Below are 26,590 nucleotides of genomic sequence, written 5' to 3'. Positions count from 1 at the left end.
TTTGACGCGGTAATGAGTGACCCTTATGTTCCTGTCTGAAAATAAAGCCAAACAGATGATCCAGGATGTCCTGGATGGCAAGCGCCGGAAGAATACCCCGGACTGGCTGGCGCCCCTGGCCCAATACCTCGACGATTGGGCAGACGAAGAGCTGGCCATCGCCAATGGTGCGGTGGATGTGTCCCGCCATATTTCCGATCTGGGGCAGAACGCCCTGGAATTTGATGAGCGCATCCACCACCTGGTGGCCAATATTCAGACCCTGTCTGCCGCCATTGAGGAGATGTCGGCCAGCGCCTCGGAAGTAGGCGGTCTGGGCCAGGACGTGTTGCGCCAGGCTTCCAACGTCAACGATTACACCCACGAATCCAGCACGGCCCTGGATGAGATGGAAGCGCGACTGGCCGAGGTGGACATCGCGCTCACCCAGGCCAACGAGGAAATGCGTTCACTGGCGGAACAGACCAAACGCATTGAATCGCTCACCAATACCGTCAATGAAATCTCGGACCAGACCAACCTGCTGGCTTTGAACGCCGCCATTGAAGCGGCCCGGGCGGGTGAGGCCGGTCGTGGCTTTGCTGTGGTGGCCGACGAGGTGCGCCAGTTGGCCGCCCGCAGCGCCGGTGCCGCCCAGGAAATCAATGGCATCGTGACCGAGATTATTGGTGGTTCGGAAAGCGTGCAGCAGCGGCTGGGCAGATCCGTGGCTGCCGTCCAGGCCTCCGGTGAGAGCCGGGAGCGGGTAGCGGATGTCATCCACAAATCCCGGGATTCGGCCAACCAGAACTTTGATCAGGCCACCTCCATTGCTTCAGCTGCGGAGCAGCAAAGCCAGGTGTCCCACGACATGGCGCAACAAGTGAACTCCAACTCTGAGGATTCAAACGCCCTGGCTGAAATCTTCAAGGGCCTGATGAACGCCCTGGCACCCCTGCGCGAAGACACCAACAACATCTTCTCCAATGTGCGGGTGATCTCCCCCTGTCTGGCCCTGGCCAGTGCCAAGCGTGACCACGTGGTGTGGGTGGACAAGCTGATTCGATTTGCCATCTTCAATGAAGATTCGATCACCGAAGAGGAAGTGAAGGACCACACCCAGTGCCGGCTGGGCAAATTCCTGGCCAGTGACAAGGCCCGGGGGCTGGATCAGCTGAAAAACTCTGATCGCCTGATTAACCAGGTACACCCGAGGGTGCACCAGGCAGGCAAGGAGCTGTTCAAGCTGGCGCAGGATTATCACCACAAGCGCATCGACCCCGAGCGCTATAATGCCCGCTCCCAGGAGCTGGTGGATACGCTTAAGTCATCCTCGGCGGAAGTGATCGACCTGCTGGACGCACTGATTGCCGAGGTGGAAGCCCACCCCGACATGACCTGTTAGGCAGCTTCCTCCTGCCAGCGGTTCTTGATATCCAGGATTGCGGGCAGGCACTGGAAGAACGCCTCGACCAGATCCGGATCGAAGTGCTTGCCACTTTGCTCCCGGATCAGGTTGGTGGCCTGTTCCACCGGCCAGGCCTTCTTGTAGGGGCGTTCGCTGGTCAGCGCATCGAACACATCCGCCAGTGCCACAATGCGGGCTGCCAGCGGAATCTCCCTGCCTTTCAGGCCGCGCGGGTAACCGCTGCCATCCCACTTTTCATGATGGCTGCGGGCCACTTCCCGGGCCATGTCCAGAAGCTCGGAACCATCTTCGCCAATGATTTCCGCGCCAATTTCCGTATGGCTTTGCATAATGGCCCATTCCTCGGCATCCAGTTTGCCCGGCTTTTGTAGCACGGCGTCCGGGATGCCGATCTTGCCCACATCGTGCATCGGGGCCGCGTGCAGAAGTGTTTCACACCAGTCTGCACTGAGCCCGGCCTTCAGGGCGATCAACTGGGAGTAATGGCTCATTCGAATAACGTGCAGGCCGGTTTCATTGTCTTTGTACTCGGCTGCCCGCCCCAACCGTTGAACCACCGCCAGACGGGTGGCCGCCAGTTCATCCACCCTTACCAGAGAAAGATGATTGCGCACACGGGCCCGCACGATTGCGGCGCTGACCGGTTTGGTCAAATAGTCCACCGCTCCCAGCTCAAAGCCCCGGGCTTCATCCTCCACGTCGGAGAGGGCCGTGACAAAAATGACCGGGATGGCCGAAGTGCTGATGTTGCGTTTTAGTGCTTCACACACCTGGTAACCGGATTTGCCGGGCATCATCACATCCAGCAGAATCAGATCCGGCTTTTCGGCCTCGGCCAGCTCCAGGGCCCGGTCACCGTCACGGGCGAAGAGTAATCGGTATTGCTCACTCAGGATATTGCGCAGAACCTGAAGATTCGCCGGTTCGTCGTCTACCAACAGCAGGGTTTTCGGTGCAGTCAGCATGATGCCTCCTTGATAGTGTCCCGATGGGCCTTCAGCAGTTGAGCGGCGCGCTGCGGGTCAAAGTTGTCCAGGGCCTCGGCGGCGGCTTCGGCACAGTCGGTGGGTAACGACGGACGAATTCGGTTGAAGATGTCTTCTGGTACTTCGCCGTGTTGCAATCTTTCGAGCAGGTCATCCAGTGCTGAAAGATCGAGCGGTTTGAAGGATTGGGGCGTCTCATGTAGCGGCGCAGTCTCGTTATGCTGGCGGTCATGCCAGTCCTTCGCTGCCTGGAATTGCTCATCGAGCTGATGCCACAGTCCCTCGCTGACGGTGAGTTGCTTTTTGAGCGTTACCTCAATTTCAGCCAGTGTGGCCGCGAGTGGCGCAAATCCCAGGTTGCCTGCCACACCCCGTAACCGGTGGGCAATGGGTGCGACATCAGTTTGATGCCTGAGCGTTTCCGGTTGATTCTGGGATGCTTGCAGAAACTGCCTTGCTGCCTTGAGGTGTGCCTGGGAGTCGGGCCAGAGCTGCTTGATCAGTGATGTGTTAACCGCCTCTGCTGATGATCTGGCCTTGTGCCGCATTTTCTGCGCCTTGTTAAGATGCAGCAGCCCCAGAACACGGCTGATTTCTGTCGTCAGCTCTGCCAGATCGATGGGTTTTATGGCAAAACCATCCATGCCGGCCGCACTGGCTTCCCTTCGGTCCTGTTCGAGCACACTGGCGGTCAGGGCGATCACCGGCGTCGGCGGTTGTTGGCGTTCAGTTTCCAGCTGCCGGATGCGACGGGTCGCCTCATGGCCGTTCATCTCCGGCATCTGCACATCCATCAGCACGACATCAAAGGGCTGGGCGGCAAAAATGTTGAGAGCTTGTTCGCCATTTTGAGCCGTTTCGACCTTGTGGCCCCGCTCCTTCAGCAGAATGCTTAACAATTCGAGATTCTGCTTTACGTCATCAGCCACCAGGAATGAAAGGCGTGGCAGTGTGACTTCCTGTTCTGTTTTAGGGTTGCTATCCACCGCCGTTCCGGGAGGCAGCGGCAAGCTCACGCGGAAAGTGCTGCCCTGTCCCGGCTTGCTGCTGACACGGATCTCACCGCCCATGAGTTCGGTTAACTGGCGGGCAATGGTGGTGCCGAGGCCGGTTCCGCCAAATCGGCGGGTCATGCTGGAGTCGGCTTGGGTGAAGGGCTCGAAAATGTGGTCGATCCGGTCGGCAGGAATGCCAATGCCGGTATCCTCGACCAGGATCAGTAGCTTGCCTGATTTTCCCTGTTGTACCTGAAGTTTGACGCCGCCTTCATGGGTGAACTTCACCGCATTGGTCACCAGGTTCAGCAGTATTTGCTGGACCCGTAACGGGTCGCCCCGGAAATGGTCTTCGGCCCGGTAGTCCAGTGTGAGGTAGAGGTTCTTTCGTCCCGCTTGAAGCGACTGGCTGGCAACAATCTGCTCGCAGACCGCACGCAGGGAGAAGTCACGACATTCCAGTTCGGTATGCCCGCCATCCAGTTTGGCCGTGTCCAGAATATCGTTCAGTAGCGCCAGCAGTGAACGGGCGGAAGTTTTCACCACACTCAGGTGCTTGGTCTGGGTATCGGTCAAGGGCGAACCCAGCACCAGATCGGTAAAGCCAATGATGCTGTTCATGGGGGTGCGAATTTCATGGCTCATGTTCGCCAGAAAGGCACTCTTGGCTTCCGCAGCCTGTTCCGCTTCCTCCTTGGCGCGGAGCAAATCGGTTTCCATCTGGTGGCGCAGGGATATGTCGGTAATGAAGCCGACAAACGTACTGCTGCCATTTAGCCGTGCTTCACCAATTGCCAGACGGATTGGGAACTCATGCCCATCTTTATGCAGTGCCCAGACCTCCCGGCCGGTGCCGATGATTTTTTGTTCGCCGGTGCGCAGGTAATTGTCCAGATAGCCGTCGTGAGCTGATTGGTGGGGCTCTGGCATCAGCATCTTGACGTTTTTGCCCAGGACTTCTTCGGCCTCATAACCAAAGATACGCTCTGCCGAGTCATTGAATGACAGGATCGTGCCTGTTTCCGAGATTTTGATAATGCCGTCAACCGCAGCATCCACAACGGTTTTCAACTCGCCGGCGGTCTGCTGACTTCGTTGCATCAACGCCCGGTAGCGGGCAACGGCATTGACGCCTGCGGCCATCAGACTCAGGGAGACAGTGACAAAGGCGATGGACAAAGCCAGTAGTAAGTGGCGATTACTTCCGGGCAGAAAATCGGGACTGGGTTCGCCAATGAATCGAGCGGCTTCCATCGCCGTGTAATGCATGGCGGCAATCGCCAAGCCCATCACCGTGCCGGCCAGTAAGCGCCGTTTGTAACCGGTCAGCAGCTGGCGGCGACGCAGGCCAAAACTGATCCACAGCGCCACAGTGCCTAGCAACACTGCCACCAGAATGGAAACGGCAAACAAAGCCGGGTCGTAGCGGAGGGTCGGGCCCATTTGCATAGCCGCCATGCCGAGATAATGCATGGCTCCAATGCCAGCCCCCACCGTTATTCCACCCAGTGCCAGCCGGGTCGGGGTTATGTCATTGTGGGCCAGCAGACTCAGGGCGACCCAGGATGCTAGCAGGCTGGGTGCCACGGAAAACAAGGTAATGGTGGGGTCGTAGTCCACCGGAATAGGCATTTCAAAGGCCAGCATGCCGATAAAATGCATGGACCAGATGCCAAACCCCAGAGAGGCCGAGCCGCTGACCAGGTGCAACCTCTCCATCAGGCGGGATGTGCTTCGCCGGGCGGCGGCTGCGAGCACCAATGCCATATACGAGGCACCCACCGCGATGATCAGGGACAGGACAACCAGCGAGGGTGTGTATTGACCACTCACCAGTTTTGCCGGCGAAGGGCCAATCACGAAGAAATCATTCAGCGATAACAATTGGGCGGGCCTCAGTCGATAACGACGCGGTTTTTACCGGATTTTTTGGCGGCATAAAGGCGCTGGTCCACCCGGCCAAGAATACTGGCGGGGTTGTCATTGTCGATGAATTCGGTAACCCCGACCGATAGGGTGACCTGGCCGATGCCGTCGAAGTTGTTCTCCGCCATCATGGCGCGAATTTTCTCGGCAATGGCTGAGGCCTTGTCCTGGTCACAGCCAGGCAGGATGACAATAAATTCTTCCCCGCCCCAGCGAATGCACTTGTCGGTTTTCCGGGTCTGCTCCATCAGGGTTTCTGCGACTTTTTTGATGACATCGTCGCCCCGGGGGTGGCCATGGCTGTCGTTGATGCTCTTGAAGTCATCAATGTCCAGCATCAGCAGGCTGAAAGAGGCATCCTGCTCCTGGGCCTGAATCAGGACCACATCCAGTTCAATTTCCCCGGCACGGCGGTTCAGCAGGCCCGTCAACGAATCATGGGAGGCCTGCTCACGGAGTTTGAGTTCGGCAAACACCCGGTCGGTCAGATCCTTGATGATGCTGATGAAGTGCGAGATCTCGCCATTGGCGTTCTTGACCGGCGTGATGGTCTGTTGGCAATGGATCTCATGGCCGTGTTTGTGTCGATTGATCACCATGGCGCGGAAGGGTAGGCCTTCGTTGAGGTGGCGCCAGAGCCCTTTGTAGAAGGTCTTGTCGTGCCGGCCGGATTTGAGAATTGATGGATCACGTCCGATGACTTCGGTGGGAGTATAGCCGGTAATGATCTCAAAGCCCTGGTTGGCAAACTCGATCGTACCCTCGGCGTTGGTGATGAAAATACCGTCGTAGGCCGCATCGATGGCTTTGGCAAACAGATTGCCGGTGGATTCAGCAGCGTGCAGCTGGGTGATGTCTTTCTGGATGGAAACGTAGAACCGTGGGTTACCGGCCTCGTCGTTGATCGGAGTGATGTTCCATTCCACCAGGTAAGGCTTGCCATTCTTCCGGTAATTGATGGTTGAGCCGGAGAAATAGCCGTCGTTGTTCAGGTCCCGCCTTAACTGATCAATAACCACAGCCTCGGTCATTGGCCCTTGCAGGATCTTTGGGTTTTGCCCGACCAGCTCGTCTGAGGAATAACCGGTCATGCTGCAGAATGCGGGATTGGCATAGACAATGGCCTGCTTGGCGTCCGTGACGACGATAGAGTTGAACGACAGCTCGGCACTCACGCGAAACAGGGTCAGGGAGTCATCTTTCGGAAGATTTTGCAGCGTTTCGGAGAATGCCTGGGTCAAAGTCTGGCCTGCGGATTTGTGCGGTTCAAAAAGTGTGTCAACTTTAAAGACACGAGTGAGTGTGTCAACGAGGAATTGTCCTTACCCCTGAGTTATCGGCTATTCATGATACGAATAGAGGGCATAAATGGTTTGGAGTTGAAGTCTGGCTATTCGATGCAATAGTTAAAGGAGGTTTCACCATCAGAGGAGGCACCGCATGTCGAGTACCCCATTGAGTAAAGACAGCCTGAGTACCCTCTCCACCCTGGAAGCCGCCGGCAAGACCTATCACTATTACAGCTTGCCGAAAGCTTCAGACACTCTGGGCGACCTGGATCGCCTGCCATATTCCCTGAAAGTTCTGACTGAAAACCTGCTGCGCAACGAAGACGACAGCACGGTGGACCGCTCCCACATTGATGCCATGGCCCAGTGGCTGAAAGACCGCCGTTCCGATACCGAGATCCAGTATCGCCCGGCCCGGGTGCTGATGCAGGACTTCACCGGGGTGCCGGGCGTGGTCGATCTGGCCGCCATGCGGGAGGCTGTTAAGGCCGCCGGAAAGGACCCGGCCATGATCAACCCGCTGTCACCGGTAGACCTGATCATCGACCACTCGGTGATGGTGGATGAATATGGCACACCCAAGTCCTTCAAGGACAACGTGGCCATCGAGATGGAGCGCAATGAAGAGCGCTATGAGTTCCTGCGTTGGGGCCAGCAGGCCTTCGACAACTTCCGCGTGGTGCCGCCTGGTACCGGTATCTGCCACCAGGTCAACCTGGAGTATCTGGGCCAGACTGTGTGGCAGAAAGAGGTGGATGGCAAGACCATCGCCTACCCGGACACGCTGGTGGGTACCGATTCCCACACCACCATGATCAACGGGTTGGGCATCCTCGGCTGGGGCGTGGGTGGCATCGAAGCGGAAGCCGCCATGCTGGGCCAGCCGGTGTCCATGCTGATTCCCGAGGTCATCGGCTTCAAGATCACCGGTAAACTGCGTGAAGGCATCACCGCCACCGACCTGGTGCTGACCGTTACCGAAATGCTGCGCAAGAAAGGCGTGGTGGGTAAGTTTGTGGAGTTCTACGGCGACGGCCTCAAAGACATGCCGGTGGCCGACCGGGCCACCATTTCCAACATGTCGCCGGAGTTTGGTGCGACCTGCGCGTTCTTCCCGGTGGATGAGCAGACCATCACCTACATGCGCCTGACCGGCCGCGAGGAAGAGCAGCTGGAACTGGTGGAAGCCTATGCCAAGGCTCAGGGTCTGTGGCGCGAACCGGGTCATGAGCCGGTTTACAGCGACACCCTGGAGCTGGACATGGGCGATGTGGAAGCCAGTCTTGCGGGCCCCAAACGTCCGCAGGACCGTGTTGCCCTGAAAAACATGAAGCGCTCGTTTGAGTTGTTGATGGAAACCGCCGAAGGCTCGCCATCCAACGGAACCGAGAAGCTGGAATCGGAAGGTGGTGGCACGGCCGTTGGTGCCGAAGATGCGTATTTCGAGCATCCGGCCAGCCAGCCATTGCACATGAAAGGGGAGCAGACCCGTCTGGACCCCGGCGCTGTGGTGATTGCCGCTATTACCTCCTGTACCAACACCTCCAACCCAAGTGTGATGATGGCCGCCGGCCTGATGGCCAAGAAAGCGGTGGAAAAAGGCCTGGGCACCAAACCCTGGGTGAAAACCTCCCTGGCGCCGGGCTCCAAGGTGGTCACCGACTACCTGAAAGTTGCCGGTTTGCAGGAGGACCTGGACAAGCTCGGTTTCAATCTCGTGGGTTACGGCTGCACTACCTGCATTGGTAACTCTGGCCCTTTGCCGGATGCGGTGGAAAAGGCCATCAACGACGGTGACCTGACCGTGGCCTCGGTGCTGTCCGGCAACCGCAACTTTGAGGGCCGTGTGCATCCGCTGGTGAAAACCAACTGGCTGGCGTCCCCGCCCCTGGTAGTGGCTTACGCGCTGGCTGGCAACGTTCGGGTGGACCTGACCCAGGACTCCCTGGGCGAAGACAAGGACGGCAACCCGGTCTACCTGAGCGACATCTGGCCCAGCCAGGCGGAAATTGCCGAGGCGGTGGAGCAGGTGAAAACCGACATGTTCCGTAAGGAATACGCCGAAGTGTTCGAAGGCGATGACACCTGGAAGTCCCTCAAGGTGCCGGAGAGCAAGGTATACGAGTGGAGCGACAAATCCACCTACATCCAGCATCCGCCGTTTTTCGAGGGCCTGAAGGAAGAGCCTGAACCGCTGGAAGACATCAAGGATGCCCATATCCTGGCCATGCTGGGGGATTCGGTGACCACCGACCACATTTCCCCGGCCGGCTCGTTCAAGCCCGACACCCCGGCGGGTAAGTACCTGCAGGCGCAGGGCGTGGAGCCCAAAGACTTCAACTCCTACGGCTCGCGCCGGGGTAACCACGAAGTGATGATGCGCGGCACCTTCGCCAACGTACGCATCAAGAACGAGATGCTGGACGATGTGGAAGGTGGCTTCACCAAGTACGTGCCCGACGGTGAGCAAATGCCCATCTACGACGCCGCCATGAAGTATCAGGAGCAGGGCACGCCGCTGGTGGTCATTGCCGGCAAGGAATACGGCACCGGCTCCAGCAGGGACTGGGCCGCCAAGGGCACCCGCCTATTGGGCGTGAAAGCCGTGGTGGCGGAATCCTACGAGCGGATTCACCGCTCCAACCTGATCGGCATGGGCGTGATGCCCCTGCAGTTCCCGGAAGGCACGGACCGCAAGAGCCTGAAGCTGACCGGTGAAGAAACCATCAGCATCGAGGGGCTGTCTGGCGAGATCACGCCGGGCCAGACCCTGACCATGACCGTGACCTACAAGGATGGGTCCACCGAAAGCTGCGAGCTGAAATCACGGATCGATACGGCGAATGAGGCTACTTACTTCAAGCATGGCGGTATCCTGCACTATGTGGTGCGGGAAATGCTGAAAAAGGCCTGATTGTTAACTTGCTGCAGCGAACCAACAAAGCCGGCGTTTTCGCCGGCTTTGTTGTGTCTGCCCGAGCGCTTTAGTCATCTTTTACGCAGGGCAGTGCCACCCAGAAATGGGCACCGTTGCGGTAGTAATACCCCACCTCGCCACCCATCAGGTGGGCGAGCTCCTGGCAAATGGCCAGCCCCAATCCGGTGCCGGACTTGGCCCGGCTGGAATGCGACTCCGCCTGGGCGAAGCGCTGGAACAATCGGGCGAGGAAGTGCTCGGGCACGCCTGCTCCCTGATCGGCCACGATCAGGCGGATCCGCTCGTTCTCTTCCCGTTCGGCTGAAAGGGTAACGGTCGTTCCCGCAGGAGCGAATTTGCAGGCGTTACTGATGAAATTATCCAGTATCTGTCGAACCCGGTGAGGGTCGGCCAGAACCTGGCCCTCCGGTATTGAGCCCATCTCAATGCGGACGCTGTGGGCCTCGGCGTAGGAAGCCGTGGCGCTGCCCGCTTCCTTGAGCACGTCCGCTACTGTCAGTGGTTCGGGATGCACGGTCAGTTCTCCGGCCACCACCTTGTTGAAATCCAGTAGATCGGAGATCAGGCGTTGCAGCTGCTCACTGTTGCGCAGCGCCACATGAACCATATTGTTGGCTTTATCCGTCAGGTCGCCGGTCTTGCCCGAGGCCAACAATTTCAAGGAGCCATTTATGGAGGTCAGTGGCGTTCTCAGTTCGTGGCTGACATTCGAGACAAAGTGGCTTTTCAGCTTATCCAGAGCCTCCCGCTCGTCCATCAGTTGATTGAAGGCCCGGGCCACACTGCGGATTTCCGGGGCGCCCTGTTCTCTCAGGCGGCCGGGTTTATCCATGTGGTCGGTCATGCGTCGCATTTTGGCCGCCATCTGCTCCAGCGGTTTTGAGACAGTGCGTGACAGGCCCAGAACCAGCATTGCCATGGCCAGCAGTACAATCACACTGATGGTCACGAACTGGGTGAACGAGGCCCGGGCAGGTGCCAGCGCCTGATCGTAGGGCACGGCGCGCAGGAACAGCCAGCCGACCCGTTCCAGGTGTCGGGTCGCGTAGATCCAGCGTTGGCCGGATTGATCTTTCACGACACCGGTGGTTATGCCGGAGAGAGCAGCATCGACCAGGGCGGAGTCCCCGGGCGGCGGCAGCTCGGGGGTCAGGTTGTCGTGGGAAACCGAATCGACCCGGGTAAAGTGCTTGGTATCCAGTACCTGGAAGACCGCATGCTCAAGCAGATCGCCGGGCTCGGGTAGTAGCTGGGTGTGGTTCAGGTCAATGATCCCGCCAGCAAAACCCAGAAGCTCGCCCTCATTGCTGTGAATGGGGTAAAGGAAGGATATCAGCAGTGTGTCGGTGGTACGGCCGACGATCGGGCGGCTGATGTAGGGGATCTCATCCTTCAGCGCTGCCTTGAAGTGTGGGCGGTCGGCGTAGGAGGTGCCCAGCCGGTTTTCCACATAGCGGTCTTCGGCAATCGCCACGGCGTTTTTATCGAACACCATCAGCCCCAGGTCAAAATAGTCCTTGAGTACGGTCTGGCGGTCGAGCAACTTTTCCAGGGTGTCGATGGGCAGCAGTTGTTTGCCATCGGTCATCTGCGAGGCCAGCGCGCCCAGGGCGCTCAGCCGAACCTGCAGCCGCTGGTTGACGCGCCGGGCGTAAGTTTCTGTTTCCAGTTGCTGGCGCTGGGTCAGCACCGCTTCAAAATCGGCCACCAATTGTTGGTAGGCGGTGGTGGCCAGCAGGGCCACGGTAAGTATCGTGCTGCAGACAGCAATAAGCGCAAAGCGACTGCCGAAAGACAGGTTTTTCAATCGTACCCCCAAGTGGTAATGGCACCAGCGGTTCAAACATGTTTTTATGAATCGCAGAGTAGAGGATTTTTCAACCAACCTGAATCGATATTGGGTAGAAAAGTTACGATGGTATCAGCAGCCTCCGGTGATGTGTCATCGCGACTGGCGGAATTGCGCAAGCGCTTCGCAGAGCGCGCCACCGACGATCTGAAAGCCCTGGAGCAACGGGCACAACTGCTTGAAGGCGAAGGGGCGGACGGCGCCGTGCTGGCCGATGTCTGTTCCCGCCTGCACCGGTTGGCCGGCTCGGCGGGCACCTTTGGTTTTCCGGAGTTGGGGCAGGCGGCCCGGAGCCTGGAAAACATGCTGGAAGCAAGGGCCGATGATGGAAGCCTTCAGGAGGCCTCCAGTCTGGCGGTGGAGAGGATTCTGGCCCTCCGAACCATGCTGGAAAGCCCACCATTACCAGCGCAAGTTACGAACGATGAGAGCGCGCAAGGAGCCGTCGAACGGCCGGAAGGCAGTCATGGGGTGCGGGTCCGAGTGCTGATCGTGCCTGCGGGGAAGACCGATCCCCAATGGCTTGACAAGGCTCTGGCTGCTTACGGCTTTGATTGTCAGGTTCGTCATGAAACAGACCCGGAACTCATTGCCGTCCTGGCTGGGGAGCTCCAGACCGCCACCGTCATTTTATGCGCGTCCGTACGAATTGAAGGCGTTATTCGTGCCCGTGACGCCAGCCCTTCGGATCAGGTACGTCGCCTGCCTGTCGTGTGCCTTAGTGAAGACCTTTCTTTTGGCAGTCGTTACAGGGTAGCCGCCTTGGGAGCGGATGGTTTCTTTGGTCGGTCACCTGATCTCTCGGAATTGGCCGAGCGTATTGAGTACCTGGCGCTTGAGCGGAGCACCCGTGTGCACGGGCGAGTCGTTCTTGTCGAGGATGATCTCGAGCTGGCCGAACATTATGCCCTGGTTTTACGTGCAGCTGGCGTTGATGTGCTGTGGGTAAATGATCCGATGCAACTAATGTCAGAGTTGTCATCGTTCCAGCCGGATATCCTGCTGATGGACGTGCAGTTGGGGCAGTATTCCGGTGTGACCCTGGCAAGAATGGTACGTTTCGATCCTCAATGGCTGAGCTTGCCGATCATCTATCTGTCATCGGAAGATGATCCCGATAGCCAATTGGAGGCCTTGTCTCGGGGAGCCGATGAATTTCTGATGAAACCGGTGTCGGACAGCTACCTGGTACGGGCGGTGTTGATCCGGTGTTTCCGGGCCCGGCAGCTGTCCCGGCTGATGAACCGGGACAGCCTGACCGGCCTGCTGAAACACTCACTGATCAAGCAGGAAGTGGAAAAGGAGCTGGCCCGTTGTCGCCGGGATGGTCACGCCGCCAGCGCGGTGATGGTGGATCTGGACCACTTCAAGAAGATTAACGATACCTATGGTCACCGGTGTGGTGATGTGGTGATCAAGGCCCTGGCCAATACCCTGCGTAACCGCCTGCGTGAAACCGATATGATTGGCCGATACGGTGGCGAGGAATTTCTCGTGGTGCTACCGCACTGTGATACCGAAGCCGCCCGCCGCCTGTTCACCGAGATTGCCGAGGCGTTTGGGCAACTGACGTTCAACTGCAATCAGGAAACGTTTGGTGTCACCCTGTCGGCCGGGGTGGCGGCCATTAACGATCACAGTGTGGGAGATGATGCCGTCGATGCGGCTGACCAGGCACTGTATCAACGTAAACGTGCCGGGCGTAATGGCGTCACCGTGGCTGGTGATGAGTGACGTATTTCTGCTGGACCCCCATGTATGAACGTATTGGTACTTGAAGACGATGAGCTGGTAGCGGAGTTGCTGGAGACTGTGATCGCCAGTGCCTATCCCGGTGCACTGGTGAAAAAGTTTCTCCTTCTGGAAGAGGCCATCGCGGAAACAGGCCGACAGCACCTGGACCTGGTGATTACCGACTGGAATCTGCCTGACGGCTCGGGCCTGGAGCTGGTTCGCCATCTGCGGGAGCGTGACAGTGAACTGCCGATTGTCATGGTGTCGGGCCGGTCAGACCGGGATTCGGTATTGAAAGCGGCCCATTACGGCATCAATGGCTACATCACCAAGCCGTTCAGTGTCGAAATGGTTCATGAGCGCCTGGCGGCGCTGATCGAACCGGGTCCGGTGTCGGCAGAGGATTTGGACCTGCAGGCGATGCTCACGGAATCGCTGGAGCACGTCATCCAGCTGCCGGGGGAACAGGACCCGGCCGAGATCCTGGCCCTGATCGAGCGTGCCAATGAGCTGTCGCCGGCCCAGTTGTCCGAGCGCTGGCGCGAGCAACCGGCGCTGGTGACACGACTGCTGGATGTGGCGAACGGCAGCTCGTTTCGACGCACCGGCAAACCCGTGGAAACCCTGAAAGACGCCATCAACCTGATGGGTGTTTCCATGGCCCTGAATCAGGCTCTGGCGCTGTCGCTGGATGTGGGGCGTCAACTGAAGTCGCCGGAGTTGGTTGAGCTGGCGGCAAAGTATCAGGAGCAGGCGCTGAAAGTCGGGCGTGAGGCCCAGCGGATTGCCATTTCCATGAAAAAGCCGCCGGTGATGTTCCAGAAAGCCGGACTGTTGAGCCGGGTGGGGGAGCTGGCGGTCATTTCCGTGATCAACCAGTACATTGCCAAAGGTGGTCAGCTGGAAGAAGGCCTAGCTGATCAGTGTCTTAGAGACTGGGCTCAGCCTTATGGTAACCGCCTGAAAGTCCAGTGGCGGCTGTCTCTGGATTTGCGGGAGCTGATTGGCTCCGTGCATTTCCTGCAAAAAGACGCGGTTCGTAATGATCGGCTGATCATGCGGGCGGCTGCCCTGATTGCCGAAGGCCGTCAGGAAGAGGAAGCCTGCCAGATCCTGTTGGATCGATTGGGCGTTCATGTCGCCACCAAGGCCGAGGAGTGAAGGGAATGCCCCGTCAATCGGTTGATCGTGTGTTGTATGTCGAAGATGACCCGGATATCCGGGCGGTGGCGGAACTGGCCCTGGTGGATGTTGCCGGGTTCGAGGCGCGCCTGTGCGAGTCCGGTCAGCAGGCGCTGGAACAGGTGGATGATTTTCATCCGGACCTGGTACTGCTGGATGTCATGATGCCAGGCATGGACGGTCCGGAGACTTTGCGTGCCTTGCAGGAACGCCCGGGTGGTCTGCCGGTACCGGCGGTGTTCATGACCGCTCGCCTGCAGCCGGAGGAAATTGAGGAATATCGGGCGATGGGCGCGATTGGGGTGATACCCAAACCCTTTGACCCCATGACCCTGGGTGACCAGATCCGGGAGTTGTTGGCCGGTCGTGAGGGTGCGTAACGAGGCGATTTCGGTTAGTCTGGCGCGCTTCCAATACTGGTTACTGTTAACCCTGGTTTATCGAGGTCGTCATGTCATCCCCCGAGTCCCCGGAAGAACTCAAAGCCAAACTTAATCTGGAAACCTCCCGTATCCACTGGCACGAGCTGCAGACCTACTACGCCCGTGGCCAGGTGGTACGGGTGGCGCCGGAGCTGGATCTGCTGAACGTGGCCACGCAACTGTCGGCTGACAACAAAGCTCAGTTTGAACACTGGCTGGGCAATGGCCAGGTGGGCGAGGTGTCGCCGGACCTGGCCCGTGCCTGGTATGAGCGCAACGCCGAACTCTGGGCCGTGGTGATCGCGCCCTGGGTGCTGGTACAGGATCGCTCCAGCCAGAATCTGCACTGATCCGGCAACTCCCCCCCACCCGCTGCGGACACCGTTATGTTGACTGGTGCATTGCTGATCCTGGCGCCCTTGTTTCTTGGCTTTGCCTTCGCCCTGTCCAATCGCCGGTTGATGACGGTGATTCATTACACCGTTGAAGGTCTGGTGTATTTCATTCTGGCTCTACTGGGCCTCGGGCTGGGGCAAATGGACGGCCTTCTGGATCAGCTAACCGCCATGGCCGGTCAGGTTCTGGGGCTTGTCTTTGTTCTTTTGCTGGCCAATGTCGCTGGCTTGTGGCTGTTTCACCGCTGGCAACCCATGACGCTGCCACCGTCCGAGTCCGACGTTCGTCCGGGTTATCGCCGGCTGTTCCTGGCCGGGCTCAAGCCATTGCTGGCGGTGTTGGCAGGTGCCCTGCTGGGCTATTTCCTGTTTGCAAAACTCCCCATGGTGGATGATGTCGCCACCGGGGCACTGATGCTGTTGCTGTTCCTGATCGGCCTGCAACTGCGCAACGCCGGTTTGTCATTGCGCAAGCTTTTGATGAACCGCCAGGGGCTGGGGATTGCCTTGGTATTGATGTTCAGTTCCCTGCTGGCGGGGCTGGTGCTCATTCCCTGGCTGGAGGTGCCCTGGTACCAGGCGCTGGCCCTGGCTTCCGGTTTTGGCTGGTATTCGTTGTCCGGTATTGTGATTGGGGATGCGCTGGGCCCGGCCTGGGGCGGGGTGGCGTTTCTTAACGATGTGATCCGCGAGATCATTGCCCTGGCCCTGATCCCGCTGGTCATCACTGCCCGCCCTGCGGTTGCCATTGGCTACGGTGGGGCCACGGCGATGGATTTCACCCTGCCGGTAATACGCAGCTCTGGCGGCCTGGCCTGTGTGCCGGTGGCCATTGCGTCGGGTTTCCTGCTGTCATTTTTGTCGCCGGTATTAATGGGTGTATTTCTGTCCCTGGGTTGATCGTGGGGAAACCTCGGATTAATTGACTCAATGCACCGCCCCGACCCCATAGTGCGGTATAGTGGCAAGGCGCTGTTATCTTCACGATTGCCTTTGTCACGCCGCCGGGAGCAAATGAATGCACCGCCGTCACTTTCTGCAGCTGTCGCTTGCTGTCGCCGCATCGGCCAGCCTGACTGGTTGTTTTAAAAAACCGCCACTGCGCACAGGTGTTCATCCATGGATTGGGTATGAAACGCTGTATCTGGCCAACGAATTCGATTGGCTGCCTGCCAACGTACAACTGGTTAAAGGCCAGAGTTCCCGGGATTCCCTGAATGGTATGCTGGCCGGAGAGCTGGATGCCGCCGCCCTGACACTCGACGAAGCCCTGAGGCTCCAGGCCGGTGGCATGCCGGTTCGGGCGGTGGCTGTTGCGGATGTGTCGGTGGGAGCAGACGTGGTCATGGCCCGCCCTGAAATCAACAACCTGTCGGATCTGGCTGGTCGGTCCATTGCCGTCGAGCTGAGCAGTGTCTCTGGCGTCATGCTGTTTGCCATGCTTGAAGAGGCCGGATTACGCAGCGATCAGGTGTCGGTGATCGACCTGCCGGCCAACCAGCACCTGGAGGCCTGGAACCAAGGCAAAATCGATGCCTCGGTGTGTTATCAGCCGGTGGCTTCCCGCCTCGCCCAGGCCGGTGCCGTGGCTCTGTTCGACAGCAGCGAAATACCGGACACCATTTTCGATCTGCTGGTGGTGACGCGTAAGGCCGAAGAGCAGCAACCGGAGGCTGTTGCCGCCCTGGTGAAGGCGCATTTCCGTGGACTCCAGCACCTGGTGCGCAACCGTCACGATGCGGTGTACCGGATTGCCACCCGCCACGATGTCCCCCCCGAATCGGTCCGTCAGGCTATGGCTACTGTCATGCTGCCCGAAGTGTCTGCAAACCGTCGTTACCTTGCACCGGGAGGTCGGGTGGAAACCATTGCCCGGCGCCTTGGCAAGATCCTGGCCCGGGAGGGGCTGATTCAGCGAATGCCTGACCTGGAAAACCTGCCCAGCCGTGACTACCTGCCGGAGGACTTCTCATGAAAGCCGGTCGATGCCTTCAGCGTCTTGCGATATCCCTCCTGAGTCTGACGCTGACACTCGGGGCGGCCGGTGTGCAGGCCCAGACCCAGTCGCAGGAAGATGCCATTGTTCTCTCGGTACTGGCGTACCGGCCACAGTCGGCTATGCAACAGCAATACCGGCCGCTCACGGAATACTTGAGTGACAGGACGGGCCTTCGGTTCAGACTGGTTGTCCAGGACCAGGAGTCCATGAGCCGTGCGATTGCGGCCAACCAGGTTGATTTTTTCCTGACCAATCCCAGCCATTTCCTGTTGATTCGCAGTGAGCGCAGTTTGACCGGCGTGCTGGCCACGCTCCTTCGGGACTGGCATGGCCAGACGACAGGTAGCATCGGTGGTGTCATCATCACCCGTGCGGATCGGGCCGATATCAACCGCCTGGAGGATCTGAAAAATGCCACCATTGCCGCTCCAGGTACGCATTTTCTGGGCGGCTACCAGGCGCCGGCCCTGGAACTGGAATCGGCGGGTGTCAAAGTGCGCCGTAGCAGCAAGGTTATTTACCTCGGTAATCATGACCGGGTCATTCGCGCGGTGGTCAGTGGCGACACCGATGTGGGATTCATCCGTACCGGGGTTCTCGAGGACCGTCTTGTGGACAACCCGGATCTGGCGGAGATCCTGAAAGTGATCAATCCCCAGGACCTTCGAGGTTATCCGTTCCAGGTCTCAACCCGGCTGTATCCCGAATGGCCGTTGGTGGCCCTGCCCCATGTGGATTCCCGTGTGGTTCGGCGGGTGGCATCTGCGCTGTATGCGTTGGAGCCTGGCGATCCCGCCGCCAGGGCGGCCGGATTGGCGGGTTTTGCGCCACCGGCGGACTACCAGTCCGTGGAGGATCTGGCCCGGGCCCTGCGCGTGGCGCCCTATGACCAGAGCCCGCGGGTAACCTGGCTGGATGTACTGAATCAGTACCGAGGCTGGGTTCTGACGGTCGGCATCTTGCTGGCATTGCTGGTGTTTACCACTGTGTGGTTGGGGCGGCAGCGTCGCCAACTGGCGCAGGAAGAGCGACGCCAGCGGGAGCTGATTGCCGGCTGGCCGCAGCCCATGCTGATGCTGGATGGCTCGGAGCTGGTCGACTGTAACCGGGCCGCCGTGGACCTGCTGCGTTATACCTCGGAAGCCTCGTTTCTGGGCAAGGGCCTGGCGGCATTCTCCCAGTCCATCCAGCCGGATGGCGAGATCGCCTCCCAGAAGCTTGATGCGTTGTTACGACGGGTTCAGTTGGGAGACATGGTGACCACCGAATGGGTCTACCTTCGCTCGGACAACTCGGAGGTCTGGGTGGATATGACCCTGGCGCCGGTCTACGTCCATGGCTTCGATACCCCCGCCGTGCTGTGCTCCTGGTACGACATTACCCGCCGCAAGGAAGCCGAGGAGCGCATGCGTCTGGCCGTTCGGGTGTTTGAGAATGCCCGGGAGGCCATTTTCATCACCGACAGTCATGGTGTGGTGATTGATGTTAACGATGCCTACCAGCAGATCACGGGACGGGACCGCCAGGAATGTATTGGCAGCTTGCCGCCAATGCCCATCGACGAGGGCAGCGCCATATTGATTGCCGCGCGCAAGCACGGTGTCTGGACCGGTGAGTTCCGTAGCCGTAGCCGGGAAGGGCGCCGCCTGATACTGAACCTGACATTGAGCAGTGTCTTCGACGAGCACAAAGACCTGACTCATTTTGTGGGGGTCTTCAGCGATATCACCCGTCTCAAGGAGTCGGAAAAGAAACTGCGCACCATGGCTCACTATGACGCCCTCACCGGGTTGCCCAATCGCGTACTCTTTGCCGAGCGTTTGCATCAGTCGATGGCCCAGGCCCGTCGCCACGGCTACCAGTTGGGCGTGATCTACATCGATCTTGATGAATTCAAGCCGGTTAATGATGCCTTTGGCCACGATGCGGGTGATGAGCTTCTGATCGAAATGGGGCGTCGTATGCGCACGGTACTGCGTGAGGAGGATACCCTGGCGCGCCTGGGTGGTGATGAATTCGCCGCCATTGCCGTCAATGTGGATGGTGATGAAGCTCTGGAGGCCCTACTGGACCGCCTGCTGGCCGTCGTGGTGGAGCCAGTCTGGGTGGCCGACCACAGCGTGGCGGTGTCGGTCAGTGTCGGCTACACCCTGTATCCGCAACTGGAGGAGCTGGATGCGGACCAGCTGCTCCGTCAGGCCGACCAGGCCATGTATCAGGCCAAGCGGGAAGGGCGTAACCGCTACTGTGGGTTCTCCGAGAACCTGTCGTGATCGTGGTCGTGCCCGTGCTCTTTGTTCAGGTAATCGGTGGCTGAACGCCAGTGCAGAGACTTACCCCATTGGTCGCTCATTCGGCGAATGCCACTCAGGGCATCAAGCATTTCCCCGCCCGGGCCGGCGGCACTGGTATGACGCACCATCAGTTGCAGGGTCTGTGCTTTCAGATCCTGGTAGGCCTGTTCGGCCCGCCCCACCAGCTCCGGTGACGGTTCTTCCGCGACCACCAACTCCCGCAGAATATCCAGGTACTGGTGATGCAGCGATGCCAGGCCGGCGAACTCGGTCCGGTCGCAAAGCCGTCGCATCGCCAGTAGCTGGGGAGCGAGCATGGTGGCTTCTGAGAGGTAGCGACAGGTGCGCAGGCTGATGGCCAGGGCTTCAACAATCGATATCTGCATTTTCTCGGCATTCAAGCGCCCGATGTAATCCGTGATCGCGCTGTTGAGGCTGCGAATAGCGTCCGCCTTCGGGCCGATCTGCGCCTCGTTGAGCCCCTCCCGGTCCAGGCAGACCCGCAGCAGCCCCCGGGTGTGGCGAATCAGCCGTTTCATTTCCTGATCCACCGCGCCGATGGCCAGTTCCGGCGTGGTGATGAGTGTGTCGTCCAGATATCGGGGTTCGGCGTTGTCTTCTTCCTTGCTTCGGAACAGGCGTCCGAGAAAGCGCGCAAAGGGCGCGGTGAAGGGCAGCATGACAGCCGCGCCCAACACGTTGAACAGGGTGTGGAAGATAGCCAGTGAGACTGCCGGGTTGGAGGCCAGGTCCAGCAGGTCAGTGACTTGGGCCACCGTCCACAACATCAGCGGCATGATCAGCAGCGCGATGGCGCCGGTGACCAGATTAAACAGGATGTGGCCCACCGCCAGGCGGCGCGCGTTGGCTGTTGCTTTAATGGCGGAGAGAGCCGCGGTGGACGTGGAGCCCAGATTGGCGCCGATCACGGCGGCGGCGGCATCGTGCAGTGAAATCAGACCACCGGCGGCGGCGGTCAGCACAATCGCCAGGGAGGCGCTGGAAGACTGTGTCAGGATGGTGGCGACCAGGCCAATCAGCAGGAACATAGGCAGCCCGTAGTCGCTGCTGATCATGCCGCCACCGGTAAACCCGCCGGCAGCAGCCTCCAGGGCGGTCTTGAGAATCGAGAGGCCCAGGAAGAACAGGGCAAAACCCGCCAGAGCTTCCCCCAGGAACTGGTTGCGGGGAACCCGGCTGATCATGCGAAGGCCCACGCCAGCGGCCAGCAACGGCAGCGCCATGGCTTCGATCTTGAAGCCGAACCCCACCAGGCTTACCAGCCAACCGGTCATGGTAGTGCCGATATTCGAGCCAAAAATCACGCCCAGGGAATGTTTGAGGGTCAGTAGCCCGGCGTTCACAAAGCCAATGGTGGCGACGGTCACGGCACCAGAATGTTGCACGATGCCGGTGATGATGGCCCCGGCCGCCAGTCCCCGCAGCGGGGTTTTGGTCCAGTGGCCCAGCAGGTGACGCAACTGGGAGCCGGCGGCGTTCTTCAGGCCGTTGGTCATCATTTCCATGGCCAGCATGAACAGCGCCAGGCCGCCGAGGATCTGGAAAATCGATGAAATCATCTGTTGTTACCTGTTACCGGGTTGCTCGTCCGTAAGCCTGACAGGAAACAGTGCCTTGTGGGGTCAGGCCAGGAATTTTCGGATGTCCAGCTTGTAGTCTGCCGGATCAACCGCCTTTACGATTCGATCCTGATTACCGGGCCGCGAGAGGTCAAGGGTTTGCACGGTAATGGGCTGGCGGAACCGGGTGTGGTACATCACCCGGACCACCGGCAGGCGTTGATCGTCTTCATTGGTTTCGACCACCACGCCCAGTCGGCCGCTTTCCAGCAGCACCAGTGAGCCGATCGGGTAAAGGCCAATGCAGCGAATGAACTCCTTGACCAGCATGGGGTCCAGGTGATCGCCGCTCCATTCCAGCAGCTTCTTCAGGCCCTGTACCGGGGTTATCCCCTTATGGTAGACGCGGTCGGCCGTGATGGCGTCGTAGACATCGGTGATCGCCACCATGCGCCCATATTCACTGATTTCCTGGCCCTTAAGTCCCTCGGGATAGCCCGTGCCGTCCAGCTTTTCGTGGTGTTGGGCCGCCGTGAGCAGGGCGATTTCGCCGATGCCTTCCGTGCTGGCAAGAATGTCCCGGGAATAGCGGGCGTGCATCTTCATGACCTCGAATTCCTCGGTGGTCAGGCGCCCGGGTTTGTGCAGGATTTCGTCCGGGGTCAGTATTTTGCCGATGTCGTGCAGCAGTGCGCCGACAATGGTCTGGTGCAGCACGTCCCGGGACAGTTCCCGGTGGCTGCCAAACAGCGACATGAGCACACTCAGGTTGACCGAGTGCTCCAACAGGTAGTTGTCCTTTTCCCGGATTCGCCCCAGGCAGCTGAGGGCATTGGCGTTTCTGAGCACCGAGCATTGAAGCTCGTCGGCGAGCTGGTGGATGGGGGCCACTTCAATGGCGGTCCCCATCTTCATGTGATGCATGAACTCGCTGACCAGGCCCTGGGCCTGGGCGTGCACCCGTTGGGCCTTGACCATTTCATCCGCCAGGTCGATCTGGGACCGCAAGGCAGGCGTCAGCTCGCCGGCCCGCTCCAGAGCGGCTTCGTTGCGCTGGTCCACCTCTACTGCCGGTTCGGCGTCCTGGCAATCGAGGCCCTTGCTGGCGTCGATGTAGACGTGTTTCACCCCCATTAACCGGATCTTCTCGATGGTTTCCTCGCGCCGGATCACGCCTTTCTTGCGCGTCTGGTTGTGAGGGATCCAGTCGTTGTTAAGGTCGGTGATGTACATGCCAACCTTCAACGCAGAAACGGGGATGCGCTTGATCATGCCATGGTTCTACGCGAAGAAGGTTTTCAGGCTGTTTTCATAGGTCTGGCTGATGACTTTTTCCAACGGTAGCTCCTTTACCTCGGCAATTTTTTCCGCCACGAAGGGCAGATAGAAAGGCGCATTCTCACGGCCACGGTAGGGTACCGGGGTGAGGAATGGCGAGTCGGTTTCCAGCAGGATTTGCTCAATAGGCGCCATGCGGACAATGTCCCGCACGTTCTCCGCCTTGTTGAACGAGGTGATGCCATTAAAGCCCAGGCACCAACCATTATCCAGTGCGTATTGCGCCAGTTCGGGGCCGGAGGTGAAGCTGTGGATCACGCCCCGGCGCTTGAGGGTGTCCTCGAATTCGCCGAGGATGCGGATGGTGTCTTCATCGGCTTCGCGGCTGTGGATCACCACTGGTTGGTCCAGTTCGCTGGCGATCTGAAGCTGGCGGCGGAACACGGATTTTTGCACGTCACGGTCGGCGTTGTCGTAGAAATAATCCAGGCCGATTTCACCGATGGCGACGATCTTCTCATCCCGGCCGTGGGCGCGGATCTCTTCTTCCACCGTGTCCGAATAACTCTCTGCGTCGTGCGGGTGAATGCCTTGAGTGCCATAGATCCAGGGTTCCAGCTGGCTGAGTTCGCGCACGGTGGCCAGGTTTTCCGGGGACACGGCAATGGTAATGACCCTTTCAATGTTAACTTGCCGGGTGCGCTCCAGGGTTTCCGCCAGTGGCCGGTCTTTCAGATAGTCCAGATGGCAGTGGGTCTCGATGATCGGGTGATCGAATACAGGGATCTCGCGACGTTTTTTACTCATGTACAAATGCTCGGGTCAAAAAATTCAGCGTCTGGAATGTTATTGTGTACGTTTTCAGGGCGCATTGTATCAGTTTGGCCCAAGCCTCATTCTAAAGATAGCGATAGGGAGTTTCCTTGATGAAATATTCGGCATTTGCGAAATCCTGGTTTCTGGACCCCACCAAACCCGGATTCGACAACTATCCCACCCTGCTGGATGACGACCGGAAAGTGCCGAAACTTGAAGCCAGCCTGGAGGATATTGGCGAGTACCAGCGCCGGCTCTGGGCCAATCAGAAGCAGGGACTCCTGCTGGTGATTCACGGCCCTGATACCAGTGGCAAGGACAGCCTGATTCGTACCCTGGCCACCTATGCCGACCCGGGCGGGTTTCACGCCTGGTCGTTCAGCCGGCCCAACTCGGTGGAAGGCGCTCACGATTTTCTCTGGCGGGTGACGCCGTACCTGCCCGCCTATGGCCAGATGGTGGCGTTCAATCGCAGTCATCATGAGGCGGTGATTGGTGAACGGGTCTGGCCGGTGCGGGATGTGGAAACCTACGACTGGGAAGCCCGGTACCGCGCCATCCGGGAATTTGAACATCACCTGGCCAGTGAGGGCACCTGTGTGATGAAAGTCTGGCTGAACATGTCGAAAGACGAGCACAAGCGCCGGCTTCTCAAGCGTCTGGACAAACCGCGCAAGCGCTGGAAATTCGATCCATCCGACATCGAAGGCTGGAAAAAGCGCGAGGTTTACCAGGCCTACGCAGAAGAGGCGCTGGCCGCTACCCATACCGAGGAGAATCCCTGGTACATGATTCCAGGCGACCGCAAACCCCAGGCCCGGGCGATCATTGCCGCCCTGGTGGCTGCCAAGCTGAAGACGCTGGCGCCGGAGTACCCGAAGGAAAGCCCGGAAGTGCTGGCCGAGTACCGTGAACTGTTGGCGAAAAACGGAGTCAGCTAAGCTTGGAAGTAACTACCCGCAACGGGTGTCGTTAACGGAGGCAGGCTATGCATATTGTGGTTGTGGGCGGCGGTGTGGTCGGCGTGACCACCGCTCGCGAACTGGTGCGCCGTGGGCATCGTGTCACGGTGCTGGAGCGTCATGCGCTAGCTGGCAATGAAACCAGCAAGGGCAATGCCGCCCAGCGCTCCTATGGTGTGGTGTATCCCTGGGCTGATCCGCACATCATGTTCAAGGCCCTGCCCTGGCTGGTGAAAACCGACGGCCCACTGAAACTGCGGATGCCGCCGTCACTGGCGGCCCTGCGCTTCATGTTCGCCACCTTCCGCTACGCCACGGCACCGGGATTGTTTGGCCTGAACAAACGAGCCATGCTGCGCCTGGGCATTCACAGCCGGGAGCGATTCCTGGCGCTGGAGCAGGAGCATGACCTGCAGTTTGACGGAGCCCATAAGGGCTTGCTGCATCTGGCCAGCACGCCCGAGGCGATAGAAGATTATCGCGCGCTGCACCAGTTGCTGACCGAGATGGGCATCAAGGCCCGCCTGCTGACTCCCGAGCAGGTCCGGGAAGCCGAGCCGGGCATGACCGGCAATGGCCCGCTCTATGGCGCGCTCAGCTACGACACCGATGGCACCGGTGATTGTCACCTGTTCTCCCGGGAACTGGCCCGGGTGTGTGAGGCTCTGGGCGTGACCTTCCGGTACCAGGTGGAGGTGAAAAGCCTGGTGGCGGACCATCGTCGGGTGCATGGGGTTTACCTGAAAAATGCCGGCGGTCAGTCTGAAACCCTGGACGCCGATGCGGTGGTGGTTTGTGCCGGTTGTTGGTCGCCAGAGCTGGTACGCCCGCTGGGGGTGGATATTTCCATCTACCCGGTGAAGGGTTACAGCATTACGGCCACACTGAGCGACCCCGAAAAGGCACCAGCGAGCACCATTCACGACGACCACTACAAGGTGGTCTCCACGCGCCTGGGCAACCGCCTGCGCGCCACGGGCTTTGTCGAGCTGGCCGATTTCAACCGGGATATCCCCGAAGCCCGGCTGGCGACTATTCGAAAATCCGTGCAATCTCGCTATCCCGGCTGTGCGGATCTGACTGATGTGGAAAGCTGGACCGGTTTCCGCCCCATGACCCCGGACGGTCCGCCGATTATTGGTCGGGCGGGGCGGGACAACCTGTACCTGAACACCGGCCACGGCACCTTCGGTTGGACCCTGTCCGCCGGCAGCGCAGCGGTGATTGCCCAGGTGATTGATGGCGAGGACCCAGCGGTGCCGATCGATCCGTTCCGGGCGGATCGTTTTTGAGCATGCCGTCACCCGTCACCGAAGGCCATGAGTCGGACCTGGCTCACCGCTGGCAGCAGTTGGATGGCTGGTTAAAACAGCACGAAACCTTATGGCGACCGGTGCCCTTCAGCCAGCCCAATCCCGAGTGGCTGACTGAGGCTCCGGAGCTGGCGGAATGGTTGCTGGGCTTGCCGGAAGAGGACTGCGAGTACTGGCAGGACCGCCCGGCGACATTCGCCACGCAAGCCTCCCGCTACCTGCCCGAACTGGCCTCGTGGCCGGAACTGGTGCAGTTGCCCTCCCTGGCCGGCGAGCAGCCCGCCGACCAAACCACCTTGCCCGAGATCCGGGCCGTGGACATGCCGGGGCGTAAACGGCTGCAGGCCGGCGCCTTCACCGCCGCGGCCAGCCCGTTGAACGGGCCGGTGCTGGACTGGTGCTGTGGCAAGGGCCATCTGGCCAGAACACTGGCCGGGCAGGGCGCAACGCCGGTGACCGGGTTTGAATGGGATCCGGCACTGGTGGCCGATGGCAACCGGCTGGCGGATCACTACCGGGACCCGGTCACGATCCGGCAACAGGATGTGATGGCTTCAGACCTCCACTGGCCAGATGGTTACCAGGGTGTGGCCCTGCACGCCTGTGGCGATTTGCACCGGCAATGGCTGGTGCGGGGTACTGAGGCCGGTGCGCCCCGGCTGGTGCTCTCGCCGTGTTGTTATCAGCGGACTCGCGCGTCGGTTCATCAACCCCTGTCCCGCTTTGTCGGGCACCGGGAAAACCGGCTGGTTATCGACACGGGTGCGCTGAAACTGGCGGTTCAGGAGACGGTGACGGCTCCGGCACGGGAGCGGCGGCAGTCGGCAAAGATTCGTGCCTGGCGCCTGGGCTTTGACGCCCTGCAGCGAGAGCTGGGTGGTGTGGACGAGTATTTGCCTGTGCCGTCGCACCCGGGATGGCTGAACAGGGAAGATTTTGAAGCCTTTTGCCGCTGGGCAGCCGATAAGAAGGGACTGGCGTTGCCGGCCTCGGTGGACTGGGCGCATTGGCTGGCCGAGGGCGAACGCCTATGGCAACAGGTGCGACGGCTGGAGCTGCTACGCCATGTGTTCCGTCGGCCACTGGAACTCTGGCTGGTGTTGGATTACGCGCTGTTTCTGGAAGAGCAGGGCTATACCGTGCGGCTGGGCACCTTTTGTGAACGTGCCCTGACGCCTCGGAACCTGTTGCTGGACGCGGTCAAGCGCAAGCGCTGACGCCGGT

Annotated in this window: 19 protein-coding genes; 12 read left to right on the top strand and 7 right to left on the bottom strand. The window is 59.6% G+C overall.

All coding sequences use genetic code 11. The features are described 5' to 3' along the window. Positions 1-25 precede the first annotated feature (25 nt). Complete coding sequence (locus BY454_RS06905; protein ID WP_104415482.1) at positions 26-1,384, top strand: methyl-accepting chemotaxis protein; 1,359 nt, start codon at positions 26-28, stop codon at positions 1,382-1,384. Here BY454_RS06905 and BY454_RS06900 read toward each other — a convergent pair. From BY454_RS06900 to BY454_RS06890, 3 genes are read right to left on the bottom strand one after another with little or no spacing between them, the layout of a single operon-like run. After that, complete coding sequence (locus BY454_RS06900) at positions 1,381-2,373, bottom strand: HD-GYP domain-containing protein (protein WP_104415483.1); 993 nt, start codon at positions 2,371-2,373, stop codon at positions 1,381-1,383. The genes BY454_RS06905 and BY454_RS06900 overlap by 4 nt on opposite strands. Continuing rightward, the gene (locus tag BY454_RS06895; RefSeq protein ID WP_104415484.1) at positions 2,367-5,273 is read right to left on the bottom strand and encodes an MHYT domain-containing protein; all 2,907 of its coding nucleotides are present in this window, start codon (positions 5,271-5,273) and stop codon (positions 2,367-2,369) included. The genes BY454_RS06900 and BY454_RS06895 overlap by 7 nt, the downstream gene beginning before the upstream one ends. 11 nt (positions 5,274-5,284) lie before the next feature. After that, positions 5,285-6,556, bottom strand: coding sequence for a sensor domain-containing diguanylate cyclase (locus BY454_RS06890; protein WP_104415485.1), 1,272 nt, complete (start codon positions 6,554-6,556; stop codon positions 5,285-5,287). A 199-nt stretch (positions 6,557-6,755) separates the two neighbouring features. On the opposite strand from BY454_RS06890, the gene acnA reads away from it, so the two are divergent. Next, the gene (acnA, locus tag BY454_RS06885) at positions 6,756-9,518 is read left to right on the top strand and encodes an aconitate hydratase AcnA (RefSeq protein WP_104415486.1); all 2,763 of its coding nucleotides are present in this window, start codon (positions 6,756-6,758) and stop codon (positions 9,516-9,518) included. A 70-nt stretch (positions 9,519-9,588) separates the two neighbouring features. Here the strand turns inward: acnA and BY454_RS06880 are convergent, their stop codons facing one another. Then, positions 9,589-11,349: a sensor histidine kinase gene (locus tag BY454_RS06880; protein WP_104415487.1), complete on the bottom strand. Its 1,761-nt coding sequence runs from the start codon at positions 11,347-11,349 to the stop codon at positions 9,589-9,591. A gap of 108 nt (positions 11,350-11,457) precedes the next feature. Here BY454_RS06880 and BY454_RS06875 point away from each other — a divergent pair, with 108 nt between their 5' ends. From BY454_RS06875 to BY454_RS06845, 7 genes are all read left to right on the top strand, one after another. Next, the gene (locus BY454_RS06875) at positions 11,458-13,125 is read left to right on the top strand and encodes a diguanylate cyclase (protein ID WP_104415488.1); all 1,668 of its coding nucleotides are present in this window, start codon (positions 11,458-11,460) and stop codon (positions 13,123-13,125) included. A gap of 24 nt (positions 13,126-13,149) precedes the next feature. Further along, positions 13,150-14,286: a response regulator gene (locus tag BY454_RS06870; RefSeq protein ID WP_104415489.1), complete on the top strand. Its 1,137-nt coding sequence runs from the start codon at positions 13,150-13,152 to the stop codon at positions 14,284-14,286. A 5-nt stretch (positions 14,287-14,291) separates the two neighbouring features. Then, the gene (locus BY454_RS06865; RefSeq protein ID WP_104415490.1) at positions 14,292-14,687 is read left to right on the top strand and encodes a response regulator; all 396 of its coding nucleotides are present in this window, start codon (positions 14,292-14,294) and stop codon (positions 14,685-14,687) included. A gap of 71 nt (positions 14,688-14,758) precedes the next feature. Beyond that, a complete protein-coding gene (locus BY454_RS06860; RefSeq protein ID WP_104415491.1) occupies positions 14,759-15,079 on the top strand; it encodes a DUF2288 domain-containing protein in 321 nt (106 codons plus the stop codon). Positions 15,080-15,115: 36 nt separating this feature from the next. Next, positions 15,116-16,024, top strand: coding sequence for a lysine exporter LysO family protein (locus BY454_RS06855; RefSeq protein ID WP_104415492.1), 909 nt, complete (start codon positions 15,116-15,118; stop codon positions 16,022-16,024). A gap of 118 nt (positions 16,025-16,142) precedes the next feature. Then, positions 16,143-17,099 carry an ABC transporter substrate-binding protein gene (locus BY454_RS06850; RefSeq protein WP_104415493.1) on the top strand — a complete coding sequence of 319 codons (957 nt, stop codon included), beginning with the start codon at positions 16,143-16,145 and terminating at the stop codon, positions 17,097-17,099. Further along, a complete protein-coding gene (locus tag BY454_RS06845; RefSeq protein ID WP_104415494.1) occupies positions 17,096-19,396 on the top strand; it encodes a diguanylate cyclase domain-containing protein in 2,301 nt (766 codons plus the stop codon). Before BY454_RS06850 ends, BY454_RS06845 begins: the two co-directional genes overlap by 4 nt. Here the strand turns inward: BY454_RS06845 and BY454_RS06840 are convergent. The 3 genes from BY454_RS06840 to BY454_RS06830 all read right to left on the bottom strand — a co-directional run bounded on the left by BY454_RS06840 (position 19,366) and on the right by BY454_RS06830 (position 23,082). Then, complete coding sequence (locus tag BY454_RS06840; protein ID WP_104415495.1) at positions 19,366-20,997, bottom strand: Na/Pi cotransporter family protein; 1,632 nt, start codon at positions 20,995-20,997, stop codon at positions 19,366-19,368. The two genes, BY454_RS06845 and BY454_RS06840, sit on opposite strands and share 31 nt — an antisense overlap. A 63-nt stretch (positions 20,998-21,060) precedes the next feature. After that, positions 21,061-22,269, bottom strand: coding sequence for an HD-GYP domain-containing protein (locus BY454_RS06835; RefSeq protein WP_104415496.1), 1,209 nt, complete (start codon positions 22,267-22,269; stop codon positions 21,061-21,063). A gap of 9 nt (positions 22,270-22,278) precedes the next feature. Further along, positions 22,279-23,082, bottom strand: a complete 804-nt coding sequence (locus BY454_RS06830; RefSeq protein WP_104415497.1) for a TatD family hydrolase — start codon at positions 23,080-23,082, stop codon at positions 22,279-22,281. Between the two features lie 119 nt (positions 23,083-23,201). On the opposite strand from BY454_RS06830, the gene BY454_RS06825 reads away from it, so the two are divergent. From BY454_RS06825 to BY454_RS06815, 3 genes are read left to right on the top strand one after another with little or no spacing between them, the layout of a single operon-like run. Continuing rightward, positions 23,202-24,032 (top strand): polyphosphate kinase 2 family protein, encoded by an 831-nt coding sequence (locus BY454_RS06825; protein ID WP_104415498.1) that lies wholly within the window; start codon positions 23,202-23,204, stop codon positions 24,030-24,032. A 47-nt stretch (positions 24,033-24,079) separates the two neighbouring features. Further along, positions 24,080-25,345, top strand: coding sequence for a D-amino acid dehydrogenase (locus BY454_RS06820; RefSeq protein WP_104415499.1), 1,266 nt, complete (start codon positions 24,080-24,082; stop codon positions 25,343-25,345). Between the two features lie 2 nt (positions 25,346-25,347). Next, positions 25,348-26,583, top strand: a complete 1,236-nt coding sequence (locus BY454_RS06815; protein ID WP_181049644.1) for a methyltransferase — start codon at positions 25,348-25,350, stop codon at positions 26,581-26,583. The last annotated feature ends 7 nt before the right edge of the window (positions 26,584-26,590 follow it).

This window comes from Marinobacter persicus, from assembly GCF_002934325.1.
In the GTDB taxonomy this organism is placed as follows: Bacteria; Pseudomonadota; Gammaproteobacteria; order Pseudomonadales; family Oleiphilaceae; genus Marinobacter; species Marinobacter persicus_A.
The sequence above is the reverse complement of the archived record's forward strand: the minus strand, read 5'-3'. Positions and strand labels throughout refer to the sequence as shown.

Coding starts and splice junctions, on each gene's coding strand:
- BY454_RS06860 (WP_104415491.1), top strand. CDS start 14,759: ATGTCATCCCCCGAGTCCCCGGAAGAACTCAAAGCCAAACTTAATCTG.
- BY454_RS06865 (WP_104415490.1), top strand. CDS start 14,292: ATGCCCCGTCAATCGGTTGATCGTGTGTTGTATGTCGAAGATGACCCG.
- BY454_RS06900 (WP_104415483.1), bottom strand. CDS start 2,373: ATGCTGACTGCACCGAAAACCCTGCTGTTGGTAGACGACGAACCGGCG.
- BY454_RS06875 (WP_104415488.1), top strand. CDS start 11,458: ATGGTATCAGCAGCCTCCGGTGATGTGTCATCGCGACTGGCGGAATTG.
- acnA (WP_104415486.1), top strand. CDS start 6,756: ATGTCGAGTACCCCATTGAGTAAAGACAGCCTGAGTACCCTCTCCACC.
- BY454_RS06905 (WP_104415482.1), top strand. CDS start 26: ATGTTCCTGTCTGAAAATAAAGCCAAACAGATGATCCAGGATGTCCTG.
- BY454_RS06845 (WP_104415494.1), top strand. CDS start 17,096: ATGAAAGCCGGTCGATGCCTTCAGCGTCTTGCGATATCCCTCCTGAGT.
- BY454_RS06820 (WP_104415499.1), top strand. CDS start 24,080: ATGCATATTGTGGTTGTGGGCGGCGGTGTGGTCGGCGTGACCACCGCT.
- BY454_RS06835 (WP_104415496.1), bottom strand. CDS start 22,269: ATGATCAAGCGCATCCCCGTTTCTGCGTTGAAGGTTGGCATGTACATC.
- BY454_RS06870 (WP_104415489.1), top strand. CDS start 13,150: ATGAACGTATTGGTACTTGAAGACGATGAGCTGGTAGCGGAGTTGCTG.
- BY454_RS06840 (WP_104415495.1), bottom strand. CDS start 20,997: ATGATTTCATCGATTTTCCAGATCCTCGGCGGCCTGGCGCTGTTCATG.
- BY454_RS06855 (WP_104415492.1), top strand. CDS start 15,116: ATGTTGACTGGTGCATTGCTGATCCTGGCGCCCTTGTTTCTTGGCTTT.
- BY454_RS06830 (WP_104415497.1), bottom strand. CDS start 23,082: ATGAGTAAAAAACGTCGCGAGATCCCTGTATTCGATCACCCGATCATC.
- BY454_RS06825 (WP_104415498.1), top strand. CDS start 23,202: ATGAAATATTCGGCATTTGCGAAATCCTGGTTTCTGGACCCCACCAAA.
- BY454_RS06815 (WP_181049644.1), top strand. CDS start 25,348: ATGCCGTCACCCGTCACCGAAGGCCATGAGTCGGACCTGGCTCACCGC.
- BY454_RS06850 (WP_104415493.1), top strand. CDS start 16,143: ATGCACCGCCGTCACTTTCTGCAGCTGTCGCTTGCTGTCGCCGCATCG.